At 65.5% G+C, this 25,818-nt stretch carries 23 protein-coding genes; 8 read left to right on the top strand and 15 right to left on the bottom strand.

Annotated elements, in window-relative coordinates; translation table 11 throughout:
• Window positions 1–652: 652 nt before the first annotated feature.
• The gene (locus ACRWNM_RS17060) at window positions 653–817 is read right to left on the bottom strand and encodes a hypothetical protein (RefSeq protein ID WP_431968541.1); all 165 of its coding nucleotides are present in this window, start codon (window positions 815–817) and stop codon (window positions 653–655) included.
• Between the two features lie 297 nt (window positions 818–1,114).
• Complete coding sequence (locus ACRWNM_RS17055) at window positions 1,115–2,014, bottom strand: hypothetical protein (RefSeq protein ID WP_431968539.1); 900 nt, start codon at window positions 2,012–2,014, stop codon at window positions 1,115–1,117.
• Window positions 2,015–2,249: 235 nt separating this feature from the next.
• Here ACRWNM_RS17055 and ACRWNM_RS17050 point away from each other — a divergent pair, with 235 nt between their 5' ends.
• A complete protein-coding gene (locus tag ACRWNM_RS17050; protein ID WP_431968537.1) occupies window positions 2,250–2,510 on the top strand; it encodes a helix-turn-helix domain-containing protein in 261 nt (86 codons plus the stop codon).
• A gap of 42 nt (window positions 2,511–2,552) precedes the next feature.
• Here the strand turns inward: ACRWNM_RS17050 and ACRWNM_RS17045 are convergent, their stop codons facing one another.
• The 9 genes from ACRWNM_RS17045 to rpsF form a co-directional block, all read right to left on the bottom strand.
• The gene (locus ACRWNM_RS17045) at window positions 2,553–5,150 is read right to left on the bottom strand and encodes a TniQ family protein (RefSeq protein ID WP_431968535.1); all 2,598 of its coding nucleotides are present in this window, start codon (window positions 5,148–5,150) and stop codon (window positions 2,553–2,555) included.
• 5 nt (window positions 5,151–5,155) lie between these two features.
• Window positions 5,156–6,283, bottom strand: coding sequence for an ATP-binding protein (locus ACRWNM_RS17040; RefSeq protein WP_431968533.1), 1,128 nt, complete (start codon window positions 6,281–6,283; stop codon window positions 5,156–5,158).
• The gene (locus tag ACRWNM_RS17035) at window positions 6,280–8,397 is read right to left on the bottom strand and encodes a helix-turn-helix domain-containing protein (RefSeq protein WP_431968531.1); all 2,118 of its coding nucleotides are present in this window, start codon (window positions 8,395–8,397) and stop codon (window positions 6,280–6,282) included. The genes ACRWNM_RS17040 and ACRWNM_RS17035 overlap by 4 nt, the downstream gene beginning before the upstream one ends.
• A complete protein-coding gene (locus ACRWNM_RS17030; protein ID WP_431968529.1) occupies window positions 8,394–8,912 on the bottom strand; it encodes a TnsA-like heteromeric transposase endonuclease subunit in 519 nt (172 codons plus the stop codon). Before ACRWNM_RS17030 ends, ACRWNM_RS17035 begins: the two co-directional genes overlap by 4 nt.
• Window positions 8,913–9,292: 380 nt before the next feature.
• Window positions 9,293–10,675: a replicative DNA helicase gene (gene dnaB / locus ACRWNM_RS17025; RefSeq protein WP_431968527.1), complete on the bottom strand. Its 1,383-nt coding sequence runs from the start codon at window positions 10,673–10,675 to the stop codon at window positions 9,293–9,295.
• Window positions 10,676–11,349: 674 nt separating this feature from the next.
• Entirely contained in the window at window positions 11,350–11,805 is a 456-nt protein-coding gene (gene rplI, locus ACRWNM_RS17020; RefSeq protein ID WP_431968525.1) for a 50S ribosomal protein L9, read from the bottom strand.
• A 17-nt stretch (window positions 11,806–11,822) separates the two neighbouring features.
• Window positions 11,823–12,074, bottom strand: a complete 252-nt coding sequence (gene rpsR, locus ACRWNM_RS17015) for a 30S ribosomal protein S18 (RefSeq protein ID WP_067834974.1) — start codon at window positions 12,072–12,074, stop codon at window positions 11,823–11,825.
• A 56-nt stretch (window positions 12,075–12,130) separates the two neighbouring features.
• Window positions 12,131–12,676: a single-stranded DNA-binding protein gene (locus ACRWNM_RS17010; protein WP_431968523.1), complete on the bottom strand. Its 546-nt coding sequence runs from the start codon at window positions 12,674–12,676 to the stop codon at window positions 12,131–12,133.
• Between the two features lie 92 nt (window positions 12,677–12,768).
• Window positions 12,769–13,056, bottom strand: coding sequence for a 30S ribosomal protein S6 (gene rpsF / locus ACRWNM_RS17005; RefSeq protein ID WP_357448399.1), 288 nt, complete (start codon window positions 13,054–13,056; stop codon window positions 12,769–12,771).
• Between the two features lie 197 nt (window positions 13,057–13,253).
• Here rpsF and ACRWNM_RS17000 point away from each other — a divergent pair, with 197 nt between their 5' ends.
• Window positions 13,254–14,636, top strand: coding sequence for a hypothetical protein (locus tag ACRWNM_RS17000; RefSeq protein ID WP_431968521.1), 1,383 nt, complete (start codon window positions 13,254–13,256; stop codon window positions 14,634–14,636).
• 49 nt (window positions 14,637–14,685) lie between these two features.
• On the top strand, window positions 14,686–15,648 hold the full coding sequence (locus ACRWNM_RS16995) for a DUF389 domain-containing protein (protein ID WP_431968519.1): 963 nt from the start codon (window positions 14,686–14,688) through the stop codon (window positions 15,646–15,648).
• A gap of 26 nt (window positions 15,649–15,674) precedes the next feature.
• Here ACRWNM_RS16995 and ACRWNM_RS16990 read toward each other — a convergent pair whose 3' ends face one another.
• Complete coding sequence (locus ACRWNM_RS16990) at window positions 15,675–16,214, bottom strand: CGNR zinc finger domain-containing protein (RefSeq protein WP_431968517.1); 540 nt, start codon at window positions 16,212–16,214, stop codon at window positions 15,675–15,677.
• Between the two features lie 84 nt (window positions 16,215–16,298).
• Between ACRWNM_RS16990 and ACRWNM_RS16985 the strand changes: the two genes are divergently transcribed.
• Window positions 16,299–17,189 carry a DMT family transporter gene (locus tag ACRWNM_RS16985; RefSeq protein WP_431968515.1) on the top strand — a complete coding sequence of 297 codons (891 nt, stop codon included), beginning with the start codon at window positions 16,299–16,301 and terminating at the stop codon, window positions 17,187–17,189.
• Between the two features lie 12 nt (window positions 17,190–17,201).
• Here the strand turns inward: ACRWNM_RS16985 and ACRWNM_RS16980 are convergent, their stop codons facing one another.
• The 3 genes from ACRWNM_RS16980 to ACRWNM_RS16970 form a co-directional block, all read right to left on the bottom strand.
• Entirely contained in the window at window positions 17,202–17,825 is a 624-nt protein-coding gene (locus ACRWNM_RS16980; RefSeq protein ID WP_431968513.1) for a TerD family protein, read from the bottom strand.
• Window positions 17,826–17,918: 93 nt separating this feature from the next.
• Window positions 17,919–19,025, bottom strand: coding sequence for a DUF475 domain-containing protein (locus ACRWNM_RS16975; protein ID WP_431968511.1), 1,107 nt, complete (start codon window positions 19,023–19,025; stop codon window positions 17,919–17,921).
• A gap of 159 nt (window positions 19,026–19,184) precedes the next feature.
• A complete protein-coding gene (locus ACRWNM_RS16970; protein ID WP_431968509.1) occupies window positions 19,185–19,760 on the bottom strand; it encodes a TerD family protein in 576 nt (191 codons plus the stop codon).
• Window positions 19,761–19,904: 144 nt separating this feature from the next.
• On the opposite strand from ACRWNM_RS16970, the gene ACRWNM_RS16965 reads away from it, so the two are divergent.
• From ACRWNM_RS16965 to ACRWNM_RS16950, 4 genes are read left to right on the top strand one after another with little or no spacing between them, the layout of a single operon-like run.
• Window positions 19,905–21,128: a hypothetical protein gene (locus ACRWNM_RS16965; RefSeq protein ID WP_431968507.1), complete on the top strand. Its 1,224-nt coding sequence runs from the start codon at window positions 19,905–19,907 to the stop codon at window positions 21,126–21,128.
• A gap of 13 nt (window positions 21,129–21,141) precedes the next feature.
• Window positions 21,142–22,353: an HpcH/HpaI aldolase/citrate lyase family protein gene (locus ACRWNM_RS16960; protein ID WP_431968505.1), complete on the top strand. Its 1,212-nt coding sequence runs from the start codon at window positions 21,142–21,144 to the stop codon at window positions 22,351–22,353.
• Window positions 22,350–24,968, top strand: a complete 2,619-nt coding sequence (locus ACRWNM_RS16955; RefSeq protein WP_431968503.1) for a phosphoribosyltransferase domain-containing protein — start codon at window positions 22,350–22,352, stop codon at window positions 24,966–24,968. The genes ACRWNM_RS16960 and ACRWNM_RS16955 overlap by 4 nt, the downstream gene beginning before the upstream one ends.
• Before the next feature lie 57 nt (window positions 24,969–25,025).
• Complete coding sequence (locus ACRWNM_RS16950) at window positions 25,026–25,811, top strand: HAD family hydrolase (RefSeq protein ID WP_431968501.1); 786 nt, start codon at window positions 25,026–25,028, stop codon at window positions 25,809–25,811.
• Window positions 25,812–25,818 lie beyond the last annotated feature (7 nt).

The raw sequence follows: 25,818 nt of genomic DNA, 5'->3' as shown, positions 1-25,818 counted from the left end.
GCAAACTGATTCGCTGGTGTTGATAGAGGTCGACAAACATGCTGGCGGACCACGCCCGGCTCGACTACCGCGATCGGCTCCACGACCCCGGCGAACCATAGCGAGCCGACTTGAACGGGGCACCGGTCAGCGCCACCCCGATCGCGGAGCCGAGTGGGCAGATGATCGCACCGCTCAAGCGCCGGGCGGTGACGACTTCGACGATGATGTACTGGCGTCGGATCCGGTGGTAGTCATCGGAACTCACGATTAGGCACAGACCCCACCGGGCAGCACGGAACCGCAGGGGCGTGCCAGACCTCTCACTGAAGCGGGGCAGCCCCATAAGTGAGCGGAACGCCGACCTGCGGTGAGCCCCGCCTTGATCGCGGTGGCGCGGTCCGGGGTGTGCCCGGCCGCGTTCAAGCCGCGCTGTCCGCGGCGATGCGCTGACGCAGATCGTCCCGGTGGATCATCTTCGCCAGATACGCCGACCAGTCCAACTGCTAGGCCTCCTCCCGACGCGCGAGGCTCTCAAGGGTCTCCTCATCGGACGGCACACGTCACCGCGCCTCAAGGCCAAGTGGACGATCCGGCCAGCCGTCGGCGATTCCAGCCGCCGTCTCCGACATTCCGACAGCAGGCACCCTATCGGCGCTGCGTTCGACATGCGTCACCTGTTCGACCAGCCAATCGTGATCGCGTCGCCGTCGGCGACACCGCACTCTCGAAACCTCAGCGCCTTGCGGATCTGGGTGCGGTGATACTCGATCGTGCGCCCGGTCCACTCGTAGAACGCGATCTCGGTCCGCTCGACACCACGCATGTGACGAGCCATGTAATCAATTGTCGCGTCCGGGATCTCGGGTTGGCCACGCGGAAAGGTGGACTTCGGCGTAGAAGCGCAGCAACAATGCGAACCCCACCGAATCGCACCACATTTATCCGCTACCAGATCCACCGCATCACCAACGAGCGAGAAAGCGACGCGGGTGGATCACGTGGCCACATGAGGCCAGGCGAGGCGGAATCGACGAAACGTGGTCGGCATTGGCAGCACCACACCGCGATTCGAGCCCTGCAATCTCGGCGGTTGTCTCCTCTTGAGATGCGTTGCTGCCAATGACCACGGCATTCAGGCGGCTTGCAACGCTGCCGCCGCAGCTTTTCGGAGAGCAGTACGGCGTCGGGTTTCAGCCTTCGCTCGGTCGCCTCGCCGAAGTTGGTCCTTCTCGATGCGTACCCATCCTTGGGTCACTAGCCACCGCTGCTGGGCTCGGGCGTCATTGGTGTTGAAGAACAAGGGAATTCCTTTCGCGTCAGTGGCGGCGGCTGCTAACTCGCCCCAGGTCGGGCTGTGGTCGTCGTGAAGCCGCCGATAGATCCCGATGTGCCGGGCGACCAGGTAACCAACGGTGGCCGCGGGGGCAAGTGAGACATGGTCGCCATAGAAGCGAACATGAAACCGTCGGCCGACACACAGCGAGCGCGGACTGCGATTCGACGCGAGCCATCCAGCCCGATCGAGGATCGCAAACATTGGATTGCGGGCCAGCCGGTACTCGGGCACCTCGCCGAGTCCGGAGATCCACCAGTTCACGACGGCATCGGATTGCCATGCCTCCTGCCAGGTCGGGCCGATCCCATGGTTGACCCAATGGAGCGCGATAGCAGAGGACAACTTCTCACCGAGCGAGTCGTAGTCGGCGCGAACCATCGCCTTGAGGAGCTTCGCCTCCGCTCGCTCTTCCTCCCGTGCCTCAGCCGACTTCATATTCGGCGGGTTCGTCACAGCGGCCCGTATCGCGCATGGAGTGGGTACTTGCCCCGCGATGAGCAACTCGATGACGATGTCGGCGGCGGTCCCGATGCAGCCTGCCAGGTTCAACGGCTCACGTTTGATGAAGCCGTAGCGAATCGGGTCAATCGCTCGGGACAAACGCAGTGCGGCGTCGGCGTTTCCGGCTAGTTCTGTTGTAGCCAGCCACGATTCCGCCGCGTGGTCGACGCCCTCATCGCGTCCTTTCAGAATCACTGTGGACAACGCTAAAGCTCCGATCTCGTCGTGTGATGTGGCGATTCACTCGAAGCGAGTCGGTCTTAGGTGGCCGCCCGCCGAGTCCGATGCGCGGACTACCAGATAGTCCGGTCGAGAGGGCCGCACGTGGCGATCGAGTTGAGCATAGTACGACGTTTGCGCATGGGATGGAAGTGCATAGGACGTTTACGCTCTGGATCAATACGCGCTGGACATATGGGGTTGGCCGTGTATGTCCAGTCCCGTCAAACCTCCGCTCAATCCGACCGCTAAGGCGTTTGGAGCACGGGTGCGTGCCCGGCGAACCGAGCTCGGATGGAGTCAAGAAGTCGCGGCCCATGCCTGTGGCGTGCACTGGACCTATCTCGGACAGGTAGAGCGTGGTCGGCGTAGTCCGCGGGTCGAGAACATCCTGAGGTTCGCGGCCGGGCTGAAGACGACTCCCGGCCAGCTAATGGACGGCTTGCCCGTACCGGCGGACAGGGCGCAGTAGTGCCGCGTGGACGCACCGCACCGCAGCGATTGAGCTCATTCGCTATCGGGCCGAGCCGCGCGTGCCTTCTATGGCAGCGATGACCTCCGTCCCGAACGGGGTGATTTTCATCGGACGATTCCGTTCGGCACGTACGAACAGTTTGCCGCCGAGTTCTTGTTCGAGGCGGGTGATCTGGGTGACGAGACCAGATTGGCTGGCGCCGAGGGCTTTTGCGGCCAGAGTAAGGGTGGGATAGCGGCTGGCGGCAGCGAAACGTTCAAGACGTTGCCATCCTCCTACGCCGGCGAGTGCCGGTCGCAGTACGTCTGCCGCCGATTCTGCAGCGATGGCCGCGTTGAGATTTGCGGTCTGGCTGGGGCCGCCGCGCGACCGCATCGGTATGTCGTGGACTTTGGCCCATCGGGCGAGGTTAGCTGTACTAATCCCACATTCGCGGGCGATGTCCGGCAGCGCTCGGCGACGGGCGACGTACTGCTCATACAGCCAGTCCCGGTTGATGCCATGCTGATCGCGTCGCAGCTCCGGGTCGAGCACTACCTCGTAGTGTGCAGCCAGCCGAGTGATCGTTTGCTTGCTGACGCCCATCGCGTCGGCGATCTTTTTGATGCTCATGTGGCTGTCGTAGTACAAGTTGAGCAATTCAGACTGCGACAGCGCCGCCGCGGTGGCGCCAAAGATATCGCCCCGGGCCCGCCGCTGGGCGGTAGTCAAGGCTTCCGGGGCCGGATTATTTTCCAGCACGAACCGTGCCGCCTCGACGCGGCCCCCCAGCTGCTCGGCCGCAGCGGTCAGTGACAACTGCTCTACTCGGATCAACAGGTGGAGTTCGTTGACATCGACCGTGTCCGGGTCCGGGCCGGGCAGGGCGAGCCCGTTGAGGAGTTGCCGGGGTGGATGCCAGGTGAGAGGTTCGTCGATCGCACCGTGGCGATCAAGAAACTCGCGTGCAGCGAGGTCGAGATGTGTTGCTAATTCCGGGGTCAACTGCCGCGGCAACAGCGACAGCTGGGCGGCGAACCATGATTTCCTCTCGGCGAAGGGCGATCGTTCGGCGGGCAGACCACTGATCCGTTCGAACAGCCACGACCGGATCACAGCCAGTCTGTGGCCGGTACCTGGCGCTGTGGCTGTGTGCCCGCAGATTTGCAGCCATCGAGCCTCGGACAGCAAGCACCGATAGTCCAGGCTGCGGCGGCGTCGGTAGTCGATAGGGATGTCATGAGCACTCAAGTAGTCTGAGAGCCGGGTCAACGCGGTCAATACAGCATTCCACTGTCGGCTGTTGCGTAGCAGCCGAAGGCAGCGTGACACGCCAGCTGGCAGCATCCTCGCCTCGGTCAGGGCGATTGCTGCGGTCAATGTGCGCCGCGAACCGACGACCAGCATCGCTGCCGGAAGTGCACGCCGAATCTGCGAGTATCCGCAAGTCGGTACCGCGAACCGCAGCGCCCATTGCGGCCACAGCAGCGTCGGCACCCGGTGATCCGGGATTGCACTGGTGTCCTCACGCTGGGGATAGCGTGGCGTGGCGGTGTGGCTGCGGTAGCGCAGTACGTCGCTGACAGCCATGAACGGCACTAACGCACTCAACTGCACCGCGGCGAGCATGGCAGAGGTGCCATTGCCCCATCCCGTGGCGCTGCTGGCGTTCATGGCTTGGTGTTTGATCCTGCTCAGGCTTATCAGCCACCGCAGTCGCGCACCTGCGGTCGGGATGTCAGGTGCGGTCAGCGCATCCAATGCTGCGGTCACTCCGATCGCAGTGGTCACCGCCCGCGCCGGAGACGCCAGTCCCGTCATACGGGTCTGCCGAGGCTCGCCACCGGTGGAGTCATAGACGGCGACGAGATCGGCAGGTAGGCAAGCGGAAAGGTGCTCGACGCTGGCATAGTCCAGGACGCGTCGGGCCACGGCCCGCACATCAGACAAAATCGTCCGTGCAGGCAGTGGCCGGTCGGCATACACACCGAATGATCCTGTGCCGCTGGTGATGACATCGAGTATGACCTGCTGGGCGCGTAGAGCGGGGTGGTTTGCTGGCAGATGCACTGTGTGGGCGATGGCAAGCGCGCCGTCGCAACGAGGTGCGGCAATGCCGGTCGCACCAGGGGCAGGGCGCGTGCAATGACCGGGTCTCGGGATCGCCATCCCGCCCACTGTTTTCAGCTGTACCTGCAGGCAGTGCGGACAATCGTCGACAAGCAGACAGTGATGTGTCAGGCAGGCGAATACCCAGCCAAGCCGCCACTGCAGCTGCCACCGACCCCCAGAATCGATCAAACATTGCGGGCAGTACCGCGACCCGCGGCTGCGTCCCCACGGGAATCCGTGGATTACCATGCGGCGGTCCCGGTTGATAGACAACGCCGTGCCGTCGAACTGAGCCAGCGTCATTGCATCGACTACTGCCGTATCGGTGATCCCTGTGGCTGCCGCAATCGCCTCGGTTTCGGCCGGATACAGATAGACGATGCAGTTACCTCGGGTGCGCATCTGCTCTGGTGGCTGCGGTCCCGCGGGGGCCAGTGCCGTCAGCAGGTCCGCCCATGTCGTCTTTGTGCGGTGCGCGATCGTGAACAGCCACGAATCCAACGCCTCACCCTCGATCGGGGCCACCCGGATCGGCAGCGTCCGCACGGACGTCATCCGGCGCGGGTCTTGGTCGTGGTGGTGATACGCCGGGATTGGATCGCGGCTTGCAGTTCGCGGCGTCCTTGCTCAGCCGCCGCATCGCCCTTTACCCCATCCAGCAGCCCGGTGTCGAGCTTTTCGGTACCGGTGCGGATCGCGCGTTGGCAGCCGCGGTTGATGACCGTCATCAGAGATCCAATGTGGCCGGTGCTGCGCTCAAACAGATAGTCGGACAAGTCATCTGCGAGCATGCCGGGATACTTGTCAGCCAGGACCAGCCGTTGTTCGATCGCCAACAGTATCTGTCGCCACTCGCGGCGGGCAGCGTTGTTCTCGACGGTGAACGGTCGCATACCCAGCGGTGTGGTGCGGCGTCCGCTTTGTCCGAGCACTGAATCGGAATAGGACGAGCCTTCGGAGAACAGCCCACGCGCGGCCAGTCCAACACCGATGAATAGAAGCGTTACAGGGAACTCGTTGGCGATATATTTGAAGTGGTTGCTGATCTCCACGCCGGATTTCTCCCGCATCTTCAGAAAGTGCAGGTCATCAACGATTAGCAGCTTCGTCTCACACGAGAGGACCCAATCCAACGCACGGTCGGCGAATTGGGCAGCGGTACCGCGCTCTGTTCCGGGGTGGGCGTAGAACTTCAGCATCGCTCGGTTGAAATCCTTCATTCCCGTGCTGCCGGTCAGCCCAACCCTGCACACGGGCCAACGCTCGTGACCACTGCTGGTGAACTGGCCTGCTTCGACTGCCTCACGGCGATGAAACTCCTTGGCGAACGCCAGCACCGACGTCGTTTTACCTAACCCCGGGAAGGCATCGATGCCCACAGCCCCCTTGGCTTTGTCACCGTCTTGGGCATTGGAATCGATGATGTCCCAAAGATCTTCGTGCAGCTCGGCCAGTTGTGGCGTCTTCAGCGGGCCGAGATTGGCATGCCACGCGCGGCGATGTCTGTTGTAGTCAATTAGGTCGTCTTCAGCTAACGCCTTAAGCCTCTTGCGGCTCAATGTTTCTGGCTGAGGTCGGGCTGGGGATTCGACGAAGCTGCGCCAGCCCTCTTTCCGCGACAGGGTCAGGTTATCCAGCCGCGCGGTGTCTTCGGTGGGCGCGGGCGCAGTTCGGCTCACACATCCTCCAAAGCATCGGCGTAGAAGTCGTCATCATCGAAGTCGTCATCGTCACCTATTTCAGGGACGGCGTCCTCCGTATGGTCAGCGGCGGCAGTAGGCGTGGCCAGGACACGCGCCACCGATGGCAGTGTCGCCACTACATCGTGGGTCGGGACGTCTTCGAGTAGTGCTGATTCGCGAGACAGCCGCAACGCCATTCGCCGCTCGACCACTGATGCGCCGAGCCCGAGGTCCCAACGTTCGAGCAGGTCGGCAATCGCGATCCGGTCATCTGGATAGGTGTACCTCGACGCGGCGAGTTGCCGAGCGAATCGTAGGGCATCCTCGCTCAGGGGCATGTCCATCGATGGAGCGTGCTCCCACATCAATATGTGCCAGAAGTGAGTTTCGGGATCACGGAAGTAGACCCGGGCGATGTCGTCTGGATCATGGTGGATGGGCCAGCGGCCCTTAGCCTTTCCTGTGTAGGTGCTGACCATGTTGCGGTAGGGGTCCAGGCCGCGACCGTTGTAGCGGCGGCCACCAAGCTCGATGCCGTAGTGCTGGATTGTGCGCCACTCGATTTTGAGGAACTCGTACGCCAAGTCAGGATCCCGAGGCGCCTCGATGTAGCCAGCGCGAGCCATACCGTGCTCGAACATCATTGCTGGCGACATCCGCAATCCGGGTACCTGAGGGTCAACCAATCCATCGTGTGGGCGATGGTGGTAAACGACGGCCACCCACTCCCGGATGATTGCCTCCAACTCGTCGAGATAGAAGAACGCTTCCGATTCGGGATCCAGGCCGCGCGAATGTACATCCGGACCTTTGTAGCCGGGCAGCGCCTGCAGCAGGTCCTCACGGATGGTGCGGAAGAACCGTTCCACTGGGCCCTTATCGCGGCCGGTCCGAAGCCGCGCAGGCTGGATCGAAATCCCCATTCGCTGGCACACGCTGGTCAGATGCTCGGAAACGAAGATCTTCCCGTGATCGATCACGATGGTCTCCGGGACGATCGCTGGCCCTGAAGCCCCGACTACAGGACCGTCCACTGCGTCAACGTCCATCAGTACTGCGCGTGGGATCCCGTGTTCAGGCCAAACCGCGTGAGCGGGCCAGTCTCGGCCGGGCGGGCGTGGGCGATACGCCTGATACAACACCGCTGCGGCATCCACCGACTTCGTTGATACCGGCGTCACCCGGATTCCGGTGACACATCTTGTGTACCAGTCCATTCCGACAGTCAACTCAGCCTGCATCCACCGCAACGTGACTGGATCGAGCGCGAACACATCCAGCCGATTCGTGTCCATCAGCAGGTACTCACCTGGGCGTGTCGGCCGTAACTTGCCGTAGGTTTCGGTCGGGCGACCTGCAATATCCCGGTTACGTTTCGTGCTCAACCGAAACGTTGGGTGCTGCCGTTCAAGCTCCGCCAGCACCCGAAACGCCGTTGCTCGCGATGGTGCCTGCACCACATCTGGCCCGAACCTGGCCACCACACGCGCATTGGTCCAGTCGATAACCATGGTCCGTGAAGGTCGCGACTGATCCGAATGTTCGACCATCACTTCGACAGCCGTGTCTACCCATCGTTGATCAGTATTTCCCAGAGGGCCACGACCTTTGGGTCCCTTCGCACGCGCAAGTCCTGCTTCGCCGTTGGCCCGGAAGTCTGACACCCACTGTTTGATGGTGCGTATTGACACACCGAGTTCGGCTGCTTTCGCCTCATATCTAGCGGTCAAAGGCAGATTCGGATCGAAGGCTGGCCGGGGTTCGCTGGGATCTGCGAGCTCAGCGCTGCCCGATTGATATCCGGTCAGTGTCTCTCTGATGTGTCCTGCCCGTTCAACAACGCTCTTTCGGGCCGGATCCGAGAGTTCGGCGAGAACCACGCTGGCAGGTTCTTGTGGATCGTCTGGAGCGAGTCCATCCGGAATGAGGCGAGCACGGTCAGTGCCCAGCAGTTCTCTCAGCGCAACCCTAATAACCCGCTGTCCGCGCGGGCCCAATCGCAGCACAATGCTGATGCCTGCCTCGGTCGCGGCCACCTCGACTATTTCGGCGATCTCACCGTCGTAGGACACCCGTGTGCCGATACCCACTCGAACCCGTGCTTGGTTCATGGGCAATTCCTCTTCCATAGAACGGTAGACGACTGCAGCGGCCGCGCCAGATCAACGGTGAAGTATTGGGTCCAGAGCAAGTGGAGGAGGGCTGAACGCACAAGCGGCACACTAAACTCAGGGAACGATTGGCACGCTTCGGCGAAGGGTGCGCCGTCAAGATCCGCTGCGCGCACCTGCTCTAACAACTGAGGGTCGAATAATTGGTAGCGACGAAAGCCAGCGAGGAACCGGACGCTGGCCAGCTCGGTATCCGTAGGCTCAGTCCATACTTGGTAATGCCAACCCCGCTGCTCTACCAGCTCACGAGTCCACCCGAATGTGAACTGTGCCTTAGCCAATCGACACTGCGGTTTCACATCCACCACTGTCGGTGACCCAGATCCGAAGAGTATGTAGTCCGGTATGTGCTTTCGGGGTAGATCGTCGACTTCGGCGCTGAGCAGAAATGGTTGCGCAACAATGTGATTCACATTCGAATCGAAGTCCGCGAAGAGCAGTCGAGCTAGTTCCAAGCGGGACTCGTAAATGATGTGCGTGCAGCAAGTTGAGGACCATTAGGTTCCGGGGTAGTGCCGTTGTCCGTTGCGCCATCGGAAGTTCCTCCATGGTGACACGGAGGCGAGCATGCAACTGTCTACCTGGTCCCACGGGGTGCTCTTGACCGAGCCGTCGAGTGAGCTACGTGTTGCGGCGAAAGCAGTTCCAGGTTTCACCGATTGGCCCACGCCGGTTGCCTTCCCGCATCCGCTCGATTTGATGGACACAGACATACCACCGTAGCGCCAGGCGCAGAGCCGGTTCGGGTGATCTCAGTCGAACTGCACAAGTGCAATCGAAGTGCAGATCCAGCTGCGAAAGTGCAGCTGAATCTGAGACCCTACAACAACTGTGATCAGCCGCGGGCCATGTCCACGAACCGGCTCAGGTGTAGCTGGTGGGCGACGGTGATGGTGGCGGTGGGGCCGTTTCGGTGCTTGCCGAGGATCAGGTCGGCCTCACCGCCACGGGGGTCGTCGCGTTCGAAGGCGTCGGGGCGGTGCAGCAGGATAACCATATCGGCGTCCTGCTCGAGCGAGCCAGATTCACGCAAATCGGACACCATGGGGCGTTTGTCGGTTCGCTGTTCCGGGCCGCGGTTCAGCTGACTGATCGCGACAACCGGGACTTCGAGTTCCTTGGCCAGCAGCTTCAGGTTTCGCGAGAAGTCCGAGACTTCCTGCTGGCGGGATTCGACCTTCTTGCCGGAGGTCATCAGCTGAAGGTAGTCCACCACAACGAGTTTCAGGTCGTGGCGCTGCTTGAGTCGACGCGCCTTGGCGCGAATCTCCATCATGGTCAGGTTGGGCGAGTCGTCGACGAACAGCGGCGCCTCACTGATCTCGCTCATGCGCCGAGCCAGCTTGGTCCAGTCGTCGTCGCTCATCCGCCCCGACCGCATGTCACCGAGCTTGATCTTCGCCTCCGCGGACAGCAGACGCATGACGATCTCGGTCCGGCTCATCTCGAGCGAGAAGATGACGCTGGCCAGCCCGTGCTTGATCGAGCAACTCCGCATGAAATCCATGCCCAGCGTCGATTTGCCCACGCCGGGCCTGGCCGCGACGATGATCATCTGGCCCGGGTGCAGGCCGTTGGTGAGTTCGTCGAGTTCGGTGAAGCCGGTGGGGACGCCGAGGGAGATGCCGCCGCGGGAGGCGATGGAGTCGATTTCGTCCATCGTGGGCTGCAGGAGTTCCTCGAGGGGGAGGAAGTCTTCGGTGGTGCGGCGTTCGGTGACCTCGTAGACCTCGGCTTGGGCGCGGTCGACGACCTCGGCGATGTCCTGGCCGTCGGCGCCCGCGTAGCCGTACTGGACGATGCGGGTGCCCGCCTCGACCAGGCGGCGCAGAATGGCCTTCTCGGCGACGATTTCGGCGTAGTAGCCCGCGTTGGCCGCGGTGGGGACGGTCTGGGTGAGGGTGACCAGGTAGGGGGCGCCGCCGATGCGCTTGAGTTCACCGCGGCGGTCGAGGCCGGCGGCGACGGTGACGGGGTCGGCGGGTTCGCCGCGGCCGTACAGGTCGAGGACGGTGTCGTAGATCGCCTGGTGCGCGGGACGGTAGAAGTCGCCGGGTCGGATGACCTCGACGACGTCGGCGATGGCGTCCTTGCTCAGCAGCATGCCGCCGAGGACGGACTGCTCGGCCGCCATGTCGTGCGGCGGTTGGCGTCCGAAGTCTTCGCCGGGAGGTTCGGGCGGGAAGTCCGTGTGCCCGCGGTCATCGGTGGTTGTCACCAGACTCGACCGTCCTCTCTACCCCACGACCGGATTTACACCGTATCGATGACTCGTTCTACTCCGAGGCTGTGACACACACAGCCACGGACACGTTCCCCGCAGCCGCTGTGACCGGTTTCAGCAACCATCGCGACAGCGCTGGATCGCGTCCTCCCGAGCGGCCCGTTCCGGACAATGCGACGAACCTAGGCGACCAGATGGGGCGTCGCCAAACCGAGCTGTGCACACAACTGTGGATAAGTTGGGGACTGTTTACCAAACCGTGTGCACCCCCTGTGTACAACTTGGGGAAAACCCAGATCACGCCGCCCAAATGCGCTGATGGATGCGCGTTTCCGCATCTGTGCACGTGTGGATAGATCTAGTCTCGGCGTGTCGCTCGAGATGAACGGCCGGGCGTGTTGGGTAAACAGTGCGTGCACCCGCTATGAGGTGAGTCACATAGCGGTCGGTCGGTTTGCCCAGTAATCCACAGGTCGAATAACCGGAGGTGAAGCGCAATAGCCGACGCGGACCATCGTGTCCGAGCTCACCGCACCTCGGCTATGGCAAATATCTAGCTAATACTCTGGCGAAGTGCGAAAGGGCAGGACGAAGACCACCCCCGTGCGATCACAGGGGTGGTCTTCGAACGTGCGCGTGATCCGAACCGCCTCGGGGGCGGCGCGAACTCAGCTCGCGGCGACGACCTGCAGGTCGAACTTGGCGACCACGTCCGGGTGCAGGTGCACCACGATGCCGTGCTTGCCGGTCGACTTGATGTGCGCCTTCGGCAGCTCGATGCTGCGCTTGTCGACCACGGGGCCGCCGGCCGTCTTGACGGCCGCGGCGACGTCCGCCTGGGTGACCGAGCCGAACAGCTTGCCGGTGCCTGCGGTCTTCACGCTCAGCGAGACCGACTCCAGGCCCTCGATGGCCTGCTTCAGCTCGTTGGCGTGGTCCAGGTCGCGGACGCGGCGAGCGTCCTGCGCCCGGCGGATGCCCTCGACCTGCTTCTCCGCGCCACGGCTGGCGACGATGGCCAGGCCGCGCGGCAGCAGGTAGTTGCGGCCGTAGCCGTCCTTGACCTCGACGGTGTCACCAGGGGCACCGAGGTTGTCCACATCAGCGGTCAGAATCAACTTCATTTGCGTGCCTCCCTTACTCAGCGAGCCGTCGACACGTAGGGCAGCAGGGCCACCTCACGCGAGTTCTTCACGGCAACGGCGATGTCGCGCTGGTGCTGCACGCAGTTGCCGGTCACCCGGCGGGCGCGGATCTTGCCGCGGTCGCTGACGTACTTGCGCAGCAGCGTCGTGTCCTTGTAGTCGATCGAGACGGTGCCGGTCTTGGCTTCCTTGCAGAAGGCGCAAGCCTTCTTCTTCAGCACCTTTTCGCGCGCGGGCGCTTTAGGCATGGTCTTTTACTCCAAAATTTATTGTGGCCCAAGTGATCCGGGCCTATGAAGCCGTATCAGAACGGCGGTTCGTCATCCATGCGGCTGCCCCCGAAGGAACCTGCCGCGGGCGCGCTGCCCCAGGGGTCGTCCTCGGCGCCGCCGGAACGACCGCCGCCACCACCACTGGCTGCACCGGAGGAGGCGTAGTTACCGCCACCACCGCCACCGAAGCCGCCGCCCCCACCGCCGCCGCGGCTGGCCTTGTTGACCTTCGCCGTCGCGTAGCGGAGTGAGGGGCCGACCTCGTCGACCTCGAGCTCGACGACCGTGCGCTTCTCACCCTCGCGGGTTTCGTAGGAGCGCTGCTTGAGCCGTCCGCTCACGATGACGCGAGCGCCTCGGGTCAGGCTTTCGGCGACATTTTCCGCGGCCTCGCGCCAGATGTTGCAGCGCAAGAAAAGCGCTTCGCCGTCTTTCCATTCATTGGTATTACGGTCGAACACGCGGGGGGTGGACGCGACGGTGAAGTTCGCTACTGCCTGCCCCGCGGGCGTGAATCGCAGTTCGGGGTCGGCCGTCAAGTTTCCGATGACGGTGATGACCGTGTCGCCTGCTGCCATGGGTTCCTCCTGCTCGGTGTGCAGTCCACAATGCACTCGCCTTTTGCGCTAGAGCCTAGAGACAAGCACCGACGCGTACGAGTGCGGTGGAACTACTTGTCGTGGCGCAGAACCTTGGTGCGCAGCACCGACTCGTTGAGCCCCAGCTGGCGGTCGAGCTCGCTCACGGTGGCGGGGGTGGCGGTCAGATCGACGACCGCGTAGATGCCCTCGGCCTGCTTGCGGATCTCGTAGGCGAGACGACGACGGCCCCAGATGTCGACCTTGTCGATCTTGCCGCCTTCGGTCTTCACGACGCTGAGCATGGTGTCCAGCGACGGACCGACAATGCGCTCGTCCAGGCTCGGGTCGAGGATGACCATCACTTCGTAATGACGCACGGACCAATCACCTCCTGTGGACTAGGAAACGGCCACGGACGGTCCGTGGCAGGAGGGTTCGTTGCGTCAGCAACCCGGTAAGGCTACATGAGCGCCTGCTGACCAGCGAAATCCGCCCCCGGCGCCCCGTGCCACCCGCACCGTCCGGTCGCCGCACATCATGACGCCGTGCCGCTGCGGCACATAAGGTGGTCTGCATGTCGACCGTACCCGCCGCCAGCGCGGTGCCGGCGCGGCGCGAGTCCCGCCACACAGCGGTTGCCGTGGTGGTGCTACTGCTGTGCGGGCTGACGTTGGCGCTCGCGTACGCGAACAAGGCGCGATGCGCGGGCGCGCCGTTCTACGACGACGGTCGCAGCGTGGTCTTCGACGTGATCAAGGATTCGGACGTCTGCTATTCCGACATCCAGTTCCTCTGGATCGGCCGCGACATCGATCGGCACGTCTTCCCCTACGTGGACGGCGGCATCACCGACGACGGCATGCTCACCGGCGGCGCGGTGGAGTACCCGGTGCTCAGCGGCACCCTCATCTGGGTCGGCGCGATCGGCGCGCACACCGACGCCGACTTCCTGCGCCTCTCGGCGCTGCTGCTCGCGCCCTTCGCGCTGCTCACGGCGTGGTTCTTGGCCCGGCTCGCGGGACGGGCTGCGCTGCTGTGGGCGATCGGCCCGCCGCTGGTGCTCTACGCCTTCCACAACTGGGAGCTGCCGGTGGTCTGCACGGCGGTGGCCGCGGTCTACGTGGTGACCGTGCCGACCCGATATTCGTTGCGGACCCGCGGCGTGCTGGCCGCCGTGCTGCTCGGGCTCGGTTTCTGTCTGAAGCTGTATCCGGGGATCTTCGTGCTGCCGCTGATGATCTACGTGCTCACCGGCGGGGCCGAGCGCGATCCGGACGACGCGCGCGGTCTCGACGTGCGCGGCGCGCTGCTGACCGCGGGCGCGGCCGTCGGCACCGTGGTCGCGGTGAATCTGCCGTTCGCGCTCGCCGGCTACGAGGGCTGGCGTGCGTCGATCACCTTCCAGCAGCTGCGCCAAGCCGACATCACCACCAACTCCATCTGGTACTGGGGCCACCACGTGCTGTACGGGCGGGCGACCGAGACCAGTACGGCCTGGCACGACGGTGTCGCCATCGCCTCGCCGACCCTGATCCTGCTGGCCTTCGCGCTCGCGGTCTGGTTGGGGTGGAAGCGCTATCGCGCGACCGGTGTCTTCCCGTGGATCGGCGTGAGCGGCGCGATGCTGTGTGGATTCCTGGTTTTCCACAAGGTGCATTCGCCGCAGTACACGCTGTGGCTGCTCCCGTTCCTGGTGCTGCTTGCGGTGCCGTGGCAGGTGATCGGCGCATATCTGCTCGCCGACGCGGCCATCGGGATCGGCGTGTTCCGCTACTTCTACGCCATGGGTTCGGGTGCGCCGTTCGAGGTGCAGGAGGCCATCGTCCAGTTCGGCGTGTGGGGTCGCGCGGTTCTGCTCGTCGCGTTGTTCTTCCTGTTCCTCCGGGCCGATCCGCGCGCGTCCGGCGTCCGGGCGGAGCGCGCGACCGACGACCGAGGAGATCTGGTGGCCGCCTGATCGGGCTGGTTGCCGCGCTGTAAGCCTTGGGGCAGGGCACACTTGGCCCATGCTGCACATGCGGATCCTGTCACCGGCGGCGATGACCGACGACGTGATTCACATCCTCGACCGGGATACCGCGGTGAGCGGGCTCGCGGTCGTGCGTGGGTCTTCGCTGAAGCCGCCCGGTGACCTGGTGCTGGCGGACGTCGCGCGAGAAGCGGGCAACGACGTGATCGACAAGTTGCGCGCCCTCGGCGTGCACCGGGAAGGCAGCATCGAGCTCGATCAGGTGCGAACCTGGATGTCGCGCAGCGGTTTCGACGCCGAGCTGCGCACGCCGGGCAGCAGCGCGGACGCGGTGGTGTGGGCCGAGGTCGCACAGCGCTCCTACGAGGAAACCGAGCTGAACTGGACCTATCTGAGTTTCATGACGATGGCGACGATGATCGCCGCCATCGCGATCGTGCTCGATTCGCAGATCTTGGTCATCGGCGCCATGGTGCTCGGCCCGGAGTTCGGCGCCATCGCCGCGCTCGGCGTCGCGCTGGTGCGCCGCCGTTTTGTACTGTTCGGCCACGCGGTGCGCACTCTGCTGCTCGGTTTCGCGGCGGCCATCGTCGTGACGTTCGTGCTGGTGCTGATCGGTCGAGGGCTCGGCTGGATCACCATCGAAGACGTGACGGGACCGCGGCCGGGCACGGCGTTCATCTACACGCCGGACAAGTGGTCGTTCATCGTCGCGGTGATCGCGGCCGCCGCGGGCGTGCTCGCGCTGACCTCGGCGAAGGCGGCCGGGCTCGCCGGTGTCTTCATCTCGGTGACCACGGTGCCCGCCGCCGGAAACATCGCGCTCGGTGTGGCTTTCGGTGTCGCCGACGCGATCGGGGGGAGCACCTTGCAACTCGCGCTGAATCTGTCGGGCATGGCGCTCGCGGGGTGGGCGACCCTGGCGTTGCAGCAGGCTGTGTGGTCGCGCGTCTCCGTGCGCCGGGCCAAGGCGATGAGCAAGCCGTACCGGATGCTGTGAGTCCGCGTCCGGGTCGCAGGTCCCGGTCAGTCCGATGCGTGCCGCGCGCGAAATGCCGCGCTCTTCGCGCGATTTCCGCATCGCGTCATATCGCACCAGCGCCGTGACCCACCGCGCGAGGTGTCGACGTACAGCCGCGTGCACTCGGCTCGGCCGCATTCCTTGACCAGCGCGTGTTCCGCCCCGCCGAGCAGTTCGACGGCCGAGCGCGCGACGGCGGTGAGCGCGGTGTCGGTGCCGCCGTCGCGTGCGATGGTCCCGTCGGATCGCAGTGCGACGCGGGGTAATTCACCGCGCGCCCGCGCGTTGACGAGCCTGCGGTCGGCGTCGGCGGGCGGCTCGCCGTTGACAGCCGCGATCGCCAGCCGGTAGACGGCCTCGCGCAGCCGGACCGCGCGGTCGAGGTCGTCGGCGCCGCAGTCGGGCGCGTTGTCGAGCAGGTCGGCGGCGACCAGCCAGGCCCCGAGGTCGGCGGGGGAGTCGAGCAGGTCCTCGCGGTCGGTCGTGCGCGCCTTGACCGTGCCCGCGAAGTCCAGTGCGAGGTTCCCGCTCACGAAGGCGAACATGCCGTCGATAGTAACCGCCTTGACAGGTTGCTCCGTCGGATGTCACGGTAGTAACCACCTTGGACGGTTACTTTGGGAGGGATCGTGACGGACCGCATGCTGCCCGCCGCCCAGCCGCTGTTCGTGCTGATGTGGAGCAGCGCCTTCATCGCCGGGATCGTCGGCGTGGGGGCCGCACCGCCGCTGCTCGTGCTCTTCGTGCGCTTCGTCGTCGCGGGCCTGCTGCTTTCGCTGTACGCGCGTGTCGTCGGCGCCGTGTGGCCCTGCGGCACGCAGTTGCGGCATGTGGTGATCGCGGGCCTGTTGATGCAGATCGTCCAGTTCGGCGCGTTCTATACGGCGATGAGCGAACACGTCTCGGCCGCGGTGATCGCGCTGGTCCAGGGACTGAATCCGGTGGTGATCGCGCTCTGCTCAGGGTTCATCGGCGAGACGGTCTCGGCCAGGCAGTGGTTCGGCTTCGGCATCGGCGGCATGGGCGTGGCCATGGCGGTGATCGACCAGTCGCACTTCTCGCTCGTCGGCCTGATCCTGTGCGTCGTCGGCTTGCTCGGCCTCAGCATCGGCACGATCTACCAGAAACGCTTCGTGCCGCAGGTGGATTCGCGCGCGGCGACCGCGGTGCACGTGGTGGCCAGCGCGCCGGTGGCCGGGCTGCTCGCGGTGGCGGGCGGTCAGCTGTCGGTCTCGGACACTGCTCGGTTCGCCGGGTCGCTCACCTGGATGGTTCTGGTGAATTCGATGGCGGCGTTCCTGCTGTTGAACGCGATGCTGCGGCGCTGGGACGCCACCAGGGTCGGCAGGCTGTTCTTCGCCACTCCCGCGGTGACGGCATTGCTGGCCTGGGTGTTGATCGGTGAACCGTTGCGCCCGTTGACACTTGCCGGTCTCGCGATCGGCCTCATCGGACTGGTGTTCGCCTCCCGCGGGCCGGCCGCCGCGCCGACGCGGCCTCGGCCCGTGGCCGTCCGATGACCACGCGCCGGATCACTTTGTCGCGCTGTGCCATTGCATGCCCCAGCGGTACGCCTCGTCGATTTTGCGCTGGGTTCCGTTGATGTACTGCACCTCTCGGTGCACCGTGATGCCGCGGCCGTTGTTCTGCAGCAGCGCGATGGCGCACGAACGGGCGCCGCTCACCGGGGAATCGAGGCGCATCTCGACCTGCGGTCCGTTGCTGGGGAACAGGGTGACCACTCCGTCGGCGGCGGCCCAGTTCGGCACGCCTTCGTAGATGAAGGCGAAAATCAGGATGCGCTTGAACAATTCGGGCCGCGCGAGATCGATGTGCATGTTCTCGCCAGCCGTGATGGCGCCGCTGCGATCGTCGCCGTCGAGCTGGATGTACGGCTCGTCCCGCAGGGATCCGAAATTGTCGCCCACCGCTTGTACGACGCCCTTGACGCCGTTGGCCAGTTCGTAGAGGCAGCCGAGATCGAGATCGACCGGCTTGGATCTGCGGAGGAATCCCTTGCCGCCACGCGACCAGTTCAGATTGACCCGCAACACCCCTTGCTGCTCACCGGGTTTGGTGAGGTTGATGCTCGGTGTCGCCTTGGACAACGTCACCTTCGGCAGACTCACACCGCCGGACTGCTGCTCGGACGCCATGCGCGATCCCCCTCGAAAAAGAGAAGCGGCAACGGCTTTCCTCCGCGGGGAGGGGCCGCTGCCGCTTCGAGTTCGTCGGCTGCCTGCCGGAAATCAGCCTACCGGGGTGACAGCTCGCTCGCTCTCGAGTTCTTCCTCGTCGCCACCCTCGCGCTTGTTGCGAATCACGCTGCTGACGAACGCGGCGCCGATGAACGCGACACCGATCCCACCGGTGATGAGCTCGTTGATGTGCACGCCGATCGAGACCAGCAGGATCGCCGCGAGCGCGCCGATCGCCCAGTGCGCGCCGTGCTCCAGGTACACGTACTCCGAGAGCGTGCCCTTGCGCACCAGGTACACCGTGATGGACCGGACGAACATGGCGCCGATCAAGCCGAGGCCGAGCGCGATGATGATCGGGTCGGAGGTGATGGCGAACGCGCCGATCACGCCGTCGAAGGAGAACGAGGCGTCGAGCACCTCGAGGTAGAGGAACAGGAAGAAGCCCGCTTTACCGGTGGCCTTGGCCAGTTCGGACGGGCCGCTGTGTTCCAGATCCTCGGTGTGGAACATGGAGCCGAGCCCGTCCACCGCGATGTAGGTGATCATGCCGAGCAGACCCGCGACCAGCACGGTGGCGCGCTTGTCGTCCGCGGCGACGAACTCGGCGGTCAAGATCAGGCCGAGGCCCGCGACGACGACCGAGAGCATGTCGAGCTTGCCCGCCTTGGCCAGCGGCCGCTCCAGCCAGCCGAGCCAGGTGATCTCGCGCTCTTCGAAGATGAAGTTCAGGAACAGCAGCGCTAGGAACATGCCGCCGAACGCCGCGATCTGCGGGTGCGCGTCGGTCAGCAGGGTCTCGTAGCTCGGGCTGCCGTCGGCGAAGTACGGCGCGTCGTCCGGCGGCGGGTTGAGCGCCAGGTCGAACGCTTCGACCGGGTTCAGGCCCGCGGTGATCCACACGATGGCGAGCGGGAACACCAGGCGCATGCCGAACACGGCGATCAGGACGCCGATGGTGAGGAAGATGCGCTGCCAGAACGCGCTCATTCGCTCCAGCACGGTGGCGTTGATGACAGCGTTGTCGAAGGAGAGCGAGACTTCGAGAATGCCGAGGATGGCGCACAGCGCCAGAGCGGTAGGGCCGCCGTACAGCAGCGCCACGGCGAGCGACACCACCGTGACGATGCCGGAGAGGCCGAAAATGCGCAGGACCACGCGGGGACCTTTCGTGATGGGGAACAGAAACGGCGAGATTGATACCAGCGTGGCCGTTGAACCGCCGGATGTCCAACGAATGCGCCCGGCGCAACAACTGCCCGGTCGCACGACGAGGGGGCTCGTCGACCGAGCCCCCTCGTATTGCGCGTGTCTTCGTTAGACGTTCACGCCGTAGTCACGGGCGATGCCGGCGAGGCCGGAGGCGTAGCCCTGGCCGATGGCGCGGAACTTCCACTCGGCGCCGTTGCGGTAGAGCTCGCCGAAGACCATGGCGGTCTCGGTCGAGGCGTCCTCGCTCAGGTCGTAGCGGGCGAGTTCGGTGCCGTTGCTGCGGTCCACGACACGGATGTAGGCGTTGCGCACCTGACCGAACGACTGCTGACGGGTGTCGGCGTCGTAGATCGAGACGGGGAAGAAGATGCTCTCGATGGTCGGCGGGGTGCTGGCCAGGTCGACGTTGATGACCTCGTCGTCGCCCTCGCCCTCACCGGTGCGGTTGTCGCCGGCGTGCTCGATCGCACCCTCGGGCGAGCGGAGGTTGTTGAAGAACACGAAGTGCTGGTCGCTCAGCACCTTCTTGTCGCCACCGGTCGCGATCGCGCTGGCGTCCAAGTCGAAGTCGGTACCGGTAGTGGTCCGAATATCCCACCCCAGGCCGACGGAAACAGCAGTCAGGTTAGGCGCCTCCTTGGTCAGCGAGACGTTGCCGCCCTTGGACAAACTGACACCCATGCGGGATCCCTTTCATTAGTCCGTCTGTGGTTCCCAGCATGTCCGAATCGCCGGGTACGACCTACGACAGTAGTAGGTTTCGGCGAACTTGCGTAGGAACTGGGGGAACCCCCGGCGAACAGGAAGATCTCCTACCATCGGGGCGTGGCAGGGCGTAGGCGGAGTTGGTTCCGGTCGTCCGGGAACAGCGAATGGATCGAGCAGGCGCGGACCCGGCTCGCGGACGCGTTTCTCGACATGGATCGGCGCCAGAGCGCGGCGGAGGCCGCAGTGCAAGCCTCGGAGGAAGTCTTCTCCGAGCGGGGGTCGGCGGCGGCCTGGGAGCCGGTGCGCGGGCGCTGCTACGACGCGGCGGGCGCGTATCTGGCGCTCACCGAGGAGCTCGAGGCGGCGCAGCGCGACGACACCGACCTCGCCGAAGGTCGGCAGCGGGCCGATGCCGTCACCAGGCAGCTGGTCGACGCGGCCCGCGCGGTGGACGAGTTCTATCGCGGCAATCAGGCGGGGCTCGAGCACGCCGTCGCGATCGTGCGGTCGGTGCCACAGCTGGCGCAGCAGGTCAAGGTCGCGGCCGCCGCGGTGCGCGGCCAGGCCGCCGACTCCGAGTACGCCGAATACCCCTCGGTGCGCCTGCGTGCCGTCGCCGTGGATGAGGCACTGGTCACACTGGAATCCGCAGGCAGCGGCTCCGGATCCGGCGTCGGCGCCGTCCGCGCGGCGGCGAATCGCCTGGAGGCGGCGACCAAGGAATTGGCAGAAGCGTTGGCGCAGGCCCCATCTCGGCTCGGCGCCGCGAATACGGCGCTCACCTCGGTGGATACCAGGTTGTCCGCGGTACGCAACCGGGCCGAGGGGGTGGGGCCCGCCTACTCGGCGCTGCTGCGCGAGTTCAATGCTGCGAGTTCGGCGGATCTGGCCAACAATGGGCGGGGATGCCAGCAAGCCATCGATGCCGCCGCCGACGCTCTCGCCAGGGCGCGCGCCGCATCGGTCGCGAAGAACCCGGAGTCAGCCCTTGAATTGACCTCTACCGCGCGGGGTGACCTCACCAGGGCCGAGCAGCTGATCGACGCCGTCACCAAGCGGCTCGAGCTGTTGCGTTCGGTTCGCGAGGACCCGCAAGACAAGGCCAAAGCCGTACGATTCAGACTGCGAGACGCACAGATGCTCGCGGTGAGCCGGGGGCTCGCGGGCGAATGGGGATCTGTGCTGGACGCGCAGGCCGAACGAATCGAAAGAATCACCGAAACACTGTCGGGGCGACACCCCGATTACTGGGCCTATGTGGCGGAACTCGATGCCGTCACCGAATTCATAGCCGGGGTAGTGGATCGAATGAGAAAGCAAGCAGGACCACGACGAGAATGAGGACGGAGCACCGATGACCGCTCCCGTCGCCATCCAGCAGGAAGTATCCCTGCGGAAGCGACTGCCGCTGCGCCACTTTCGGCAGCTGCAAGGCCCCGATGCCAGACATCTCTTCCACCGGCAGCCCGAGCCGTTCGGTGACAACGCCGACCGGGATCTGCTCGCGTACGGGCTGGGCGCCACGCTGTACGCGCCCGCTACCAGAGCCGACCTCGCCGACACGATCAGACGGCGCGCCGAGCGCGGCGTCTGCTCGATGGTGATCGATCTGGAAGACGCCGTCGCCGATCACGAGGTCGAACTCGCCAAGAGCCAGGCGGTCGCCGCGCTGGCGGAATTGGCGGCCGGCCCGGATCCCAACCCGCTGCTGTTCATTCGCGTGCGCGAGGCAGGCGCCATCGGCGAGATCGTCGACCGGCTCGGGGAGGGTGCGCCCGCGCTCACCGGATTCGTCTTCCCGAAGTTCGACAGCTCCACCGGCCTGGCCTACCTGGAGGCGCTCGAGTCCGCGGTCGAGCGTTTGCGGCGGCCGCTCTACGGGATGCCGGTGCTGGAATCGGCGGCGCTGGTGCACCGCCAGACCCGCGATCAGGAGCTGACGCACATCGCGGCGATGCTGGCCGAACACCGGGAGCGGGTGCTCGCGGTGCGGGTCGGCGCCACCGACATGTGCTCGACCTTCGGCATCCGCCGCGACCGCGACCTGACCATCTACGACGTGCGCGTGGTCGCCGACGTCATCGCCGACATCGTGAACTACCTGGGCCGCGCCGACGGGACCGGATTCGTCATCACCGGGCCGGTGTGGGAGTACTTCGCCGATCACGAGCGGATGTTCCGTCCGTTGCTGCGCACCGCGCCGTTCGAGGAGTCCGACGCGGTGCCTTTCCGGCAGTACCTGGTCAGCCGGGATCTGGACGGCCTGCTGCGCGAGATCACGCTGGACCGCGCCAACGGCATCCAGGGCAAGACGGTGATCCACCCGTCGCACGTCGCGGCGGTGCACGCGCTGTCGGTGGTGACGCACGAGGAGTACTCCGACGCGCTGGACATCCTCCAGGTCGACGTGGGCGGCGTGGCGGCCTCGGGCTACCGCAACAAGATGAACGAAATGCGCCCGCACCGCAGTTGGGCCCGCCAGACGCTGTTGCGGGCCAGGGTGTTCGGCGTGGCGAACAAGGGAGTGTCGTTCGTGGATCTGCTCACGGCGTTGGTGAAGGTATGAGTGGACCCTGGGCTACCCGAACACTCGGCATCGAACTGCATCACCTGTCCTGTCACGGCACGAGCTCCGATGGCGTGCTGCCCGCGGAGCTGTCGATCGAGATGCTGATCGAGCCAGGTCTGCGGCGTAATCCGCGCCGGGCGCACCTGCTGGTCTCGACGGTGCTCGGCAAGCACCTGCCCACCGACCCGGGGGTGGTGCTCGACGCGGGCAACCGACTCGGTGATCTGGTACGCGCCGTACTCGACGAGCGCGCGGGCGTTACGGGGGCGGATGCCGTCGTGCTGGGATTCGCCGAGACCGCAACGGGTCTCGGTCACACGGTGGCCGCGCGGATCGGGGCGCGATGCTATCTGCATTCGACGCGGCGCGACGTGCCGGAGGCCGACACCCTGGCCGGTTTCGAGGAGGGGCACTCGCACGCCACCTCGCACCTGCTGCAACCCGCGCCCGCCGAGATCTTCCGCAACGACCTGCCGCTGGTGCTGGTGGACGACGAAATCTCCACCGGGGCAACGGCGATCGACGCGGTGCGCGCACTGCACGAGTTCTCCCCACGCTCGCACTACGTGCTCGCCTCGCTGGTGGACATGCGCACCGCCGAGGATCGGGCCCTTTTCGAGAGCGCGGCGGCCGAGCTCGGCGCCCGCATCGATACCGTCTGCCTGGCCTCGGGTTTGACCAAGCTACCCGACGGCCTGATCGAAGCGGTCACCTCGATGCCCGATCCGACGCTGAATCCTGTGGCGCCGCAACGTGGTTCGTTCGGGCGGATCGAATTGCCGTGGCCCGATTCGGTGCCGGAGGGCGGGCGGCACGGCATCCTGCACGACGAGACGGCGGCCTTCGAATCGGCCGTCGCCGCGGCGGCCGCGGTGCTGGACGCGCGTCTGGCGATCGACGCGCCGGATCGACCGGTCATCGTGCTCGGCCACGAGGAGCTGATGTATCTGCCGCTGCGGTTGGCGGCGGCGCTGGCCGAGTCGGGCATTCCGACCCGGTTCCAGACCACGACCCGGTCGCCCGCCTACGTGCTGGACGAACCGGGGTACCCGCTGCGGCGCGGATTCCGTTTTCTCGCACCGGAACCCGATGCCGAAGCGCCGCGCTACCTCTACAACGCCTGCTGGCCCGAGGATTTCGACGCGGAACTGCGCGAGCTCACCGACGGCTCGTTCGAGACGGCCGACGGCGAGGGGGAGCGGGCCGCGGACGGTGGCTCCGCCGAGCCGATCCTGATCGTGGTGCTGGATCCACCCGCCGACACTCCGGAGCTCGTCGCCGAGGGCGGCCTGGTCGACGTGCTCACCGCGTCGGGGGCGGATGTGCTCGTCGCGCTCGTGCCCGGGGCCGATCCGCGTAAGTTGGACGTCGAGCGGCGTGCGAACGCGCAGGTCGCCGACGCCGACAGGGAGGCAGAGACGAACCGAGCGGTGGGATGGGAAACGATGGCGGAAGCGACACGGGAGCCTCGACCGTTCGAGCCCTTTCCCGCGCCCCTGTACGGTCCCGAGTTCGGGTCGTACGCGGCCGACGAGGTCCGCTGGCTGCTCAAGGATCTGTCCGACGCCGACCTCGAGGCCGACGTGGCCGAGCGGGAGCGTAGCATCCAAGCGGGCGTCGCGCACTACGCGGAATCGCTGCCGATCGAGTACCAGCCGGACGCCGCCTATCGCACTCTCTTCGACCAAGTGCTCGCCGAGAGCGCCGAACGGCTGGCGCTCGCCGTGGCCACGGTCTCGGAACTGGTGGTCGCCGAGCGCGGCGAGGACATCGTGCTCGTGTCGCTGGCGCGCGCGGGCACGCCGGTCGGGATCCTGATGAAGCGCTGGTTGCGCTCGGGTCGCGGCGCGGATTTGCCGAGCCTGGACGTGCCGCACTACGCGGTGTCCATCGTGCGCGACCGCGGCATCGACGCGGTCGCGCTGGATTACCTTGCCGAGCACCACGATCCGGCCTCGGTGGTGTTCGTCGACGGCTGGACCGGCAAGGGCGCGATCGCCAAGGAGCTGACCGAGGCGCTCGACGCCTATCACGCGGCGGGTGGCGCGCGGTTCGACGACCAGTTGGCCGTGCTCGCCGATCCCGGGCACTGCGTGCGAACCTACGGCACCCGCGACGATTTCCTGATCGCCTCCGCGTGCCTGAATTCCACAGTGTCAGGGCTCATTTCGCGGACCGTCCTGAACGACACGCTCATCGGGCCCGGCGATTTCCACGGCGCGAAGTTCTACCGCGAACTCGCGGGCGACGACGTCTCGAATCGTCTGCTCGACGCTGTGGACGGTGCCTTCGATGCCGTGCGCCCCTTGGTGCCCACCGAGCTGGCCGCGGTGCTCGGTTCCGACCGGACGCCCACCTGGACCGGCTGGTCCTCGGTGGAGCAGGTGCGTGCCGAATACGGCATCACCAGTGTGAATTTCGTGAAGCCGGGGGTCGGCGAGACCACCCGGGTGCTGCTGCGGCGCGTGCCGTGGCGGGTGCTGGTCCGCGAGGCCGACGCCCCAGAACACGCGCACATCCGGATGCTCGCTACCGCGCGCGGTGTGCCGGTCGAGGTCGTCCCCGATCTGGCGTATTCGTGCATGGGATTGATCAAGGAAGTACCGAAGTAGATGCTCCTGGTAAGACCGCGAAGACAAGCGCTAGTCGCCACCGATCTCGACCGCACGATGATCTACTCACGCAACGCCTTCAGCACCGCCGCGGAGGTGCCGACGGTGTGCGTCGAGCATCTGGAGGGCGCGCCGCTGTCGTTCATGACGACGGCGGCGGCGCTGCGCATGCAGACGCTCACCGAGCCTGCGGCCGTCATCCCGACGACCACGCGGACCATCAAGCAGTTCAACCGGATTCAGTTGCCGGGTGCGCCGTGGCGCTACGCCATCACCAGCAACGGTGGCAACATCCTGGTCGACGGCGTCCCCGACATGCGGTGGCGCATCGACATCGACGTGAAGGTCCGCCAGAGCGGCGCCACCCTCTCGGAGGTGAGCGCTGAACTGCGCGCCAGGATCGACGAGTCCTGGGTCTCCAAGTTCCGCGTCGCCGACCACCTCTTCTGCTATCTGGTGGTCAAACCCAAGGCGGTGCCCGAGGGATTCCTCGCCGAATGGGACGACTGGTGCCGCGAGCGCGGCTGGTCGGCCTCCCAGCAGGGCCGCAAGATCTACACGATGCCGCAGACGGTGTGCAAGAGCATCGCGGTGGCCGAGGTGCGCCGCCGCCTGAGGGAATCCGGCGAGCTCACCGACGAGGCGAAGACCTTCGCCGCGGGTGACGGCGCGCTGGACGCCGAGATGCTGCGCGCCGCCGACTCCGCCATCCGGCCGAGGCACGGCGAACTGGAACAACTCAACTGGACCAGCCCGAATCTCACCATCACCCGCGCCACCGGCATCCTCGCGGGCGAGGAGATCATCAATTGGTTCATCAAGGCGGCGCCCGCCGCCGAGTAGGCGGAGC

The organism is Nocardia sp. bgisy134 (assembly GCF_965341865.1).
Taxonomy (GTDB): Bacteria; Actinomycetota; Actinomycetes; order Mycobacteriales; family Mycobacteriaceae; genus Nocardia.
The sequence above is the reverse complement of the archived record's forward strand: the minus strand, read 5'-3'. Positions and strand labels throughout refer to the sequence as shown.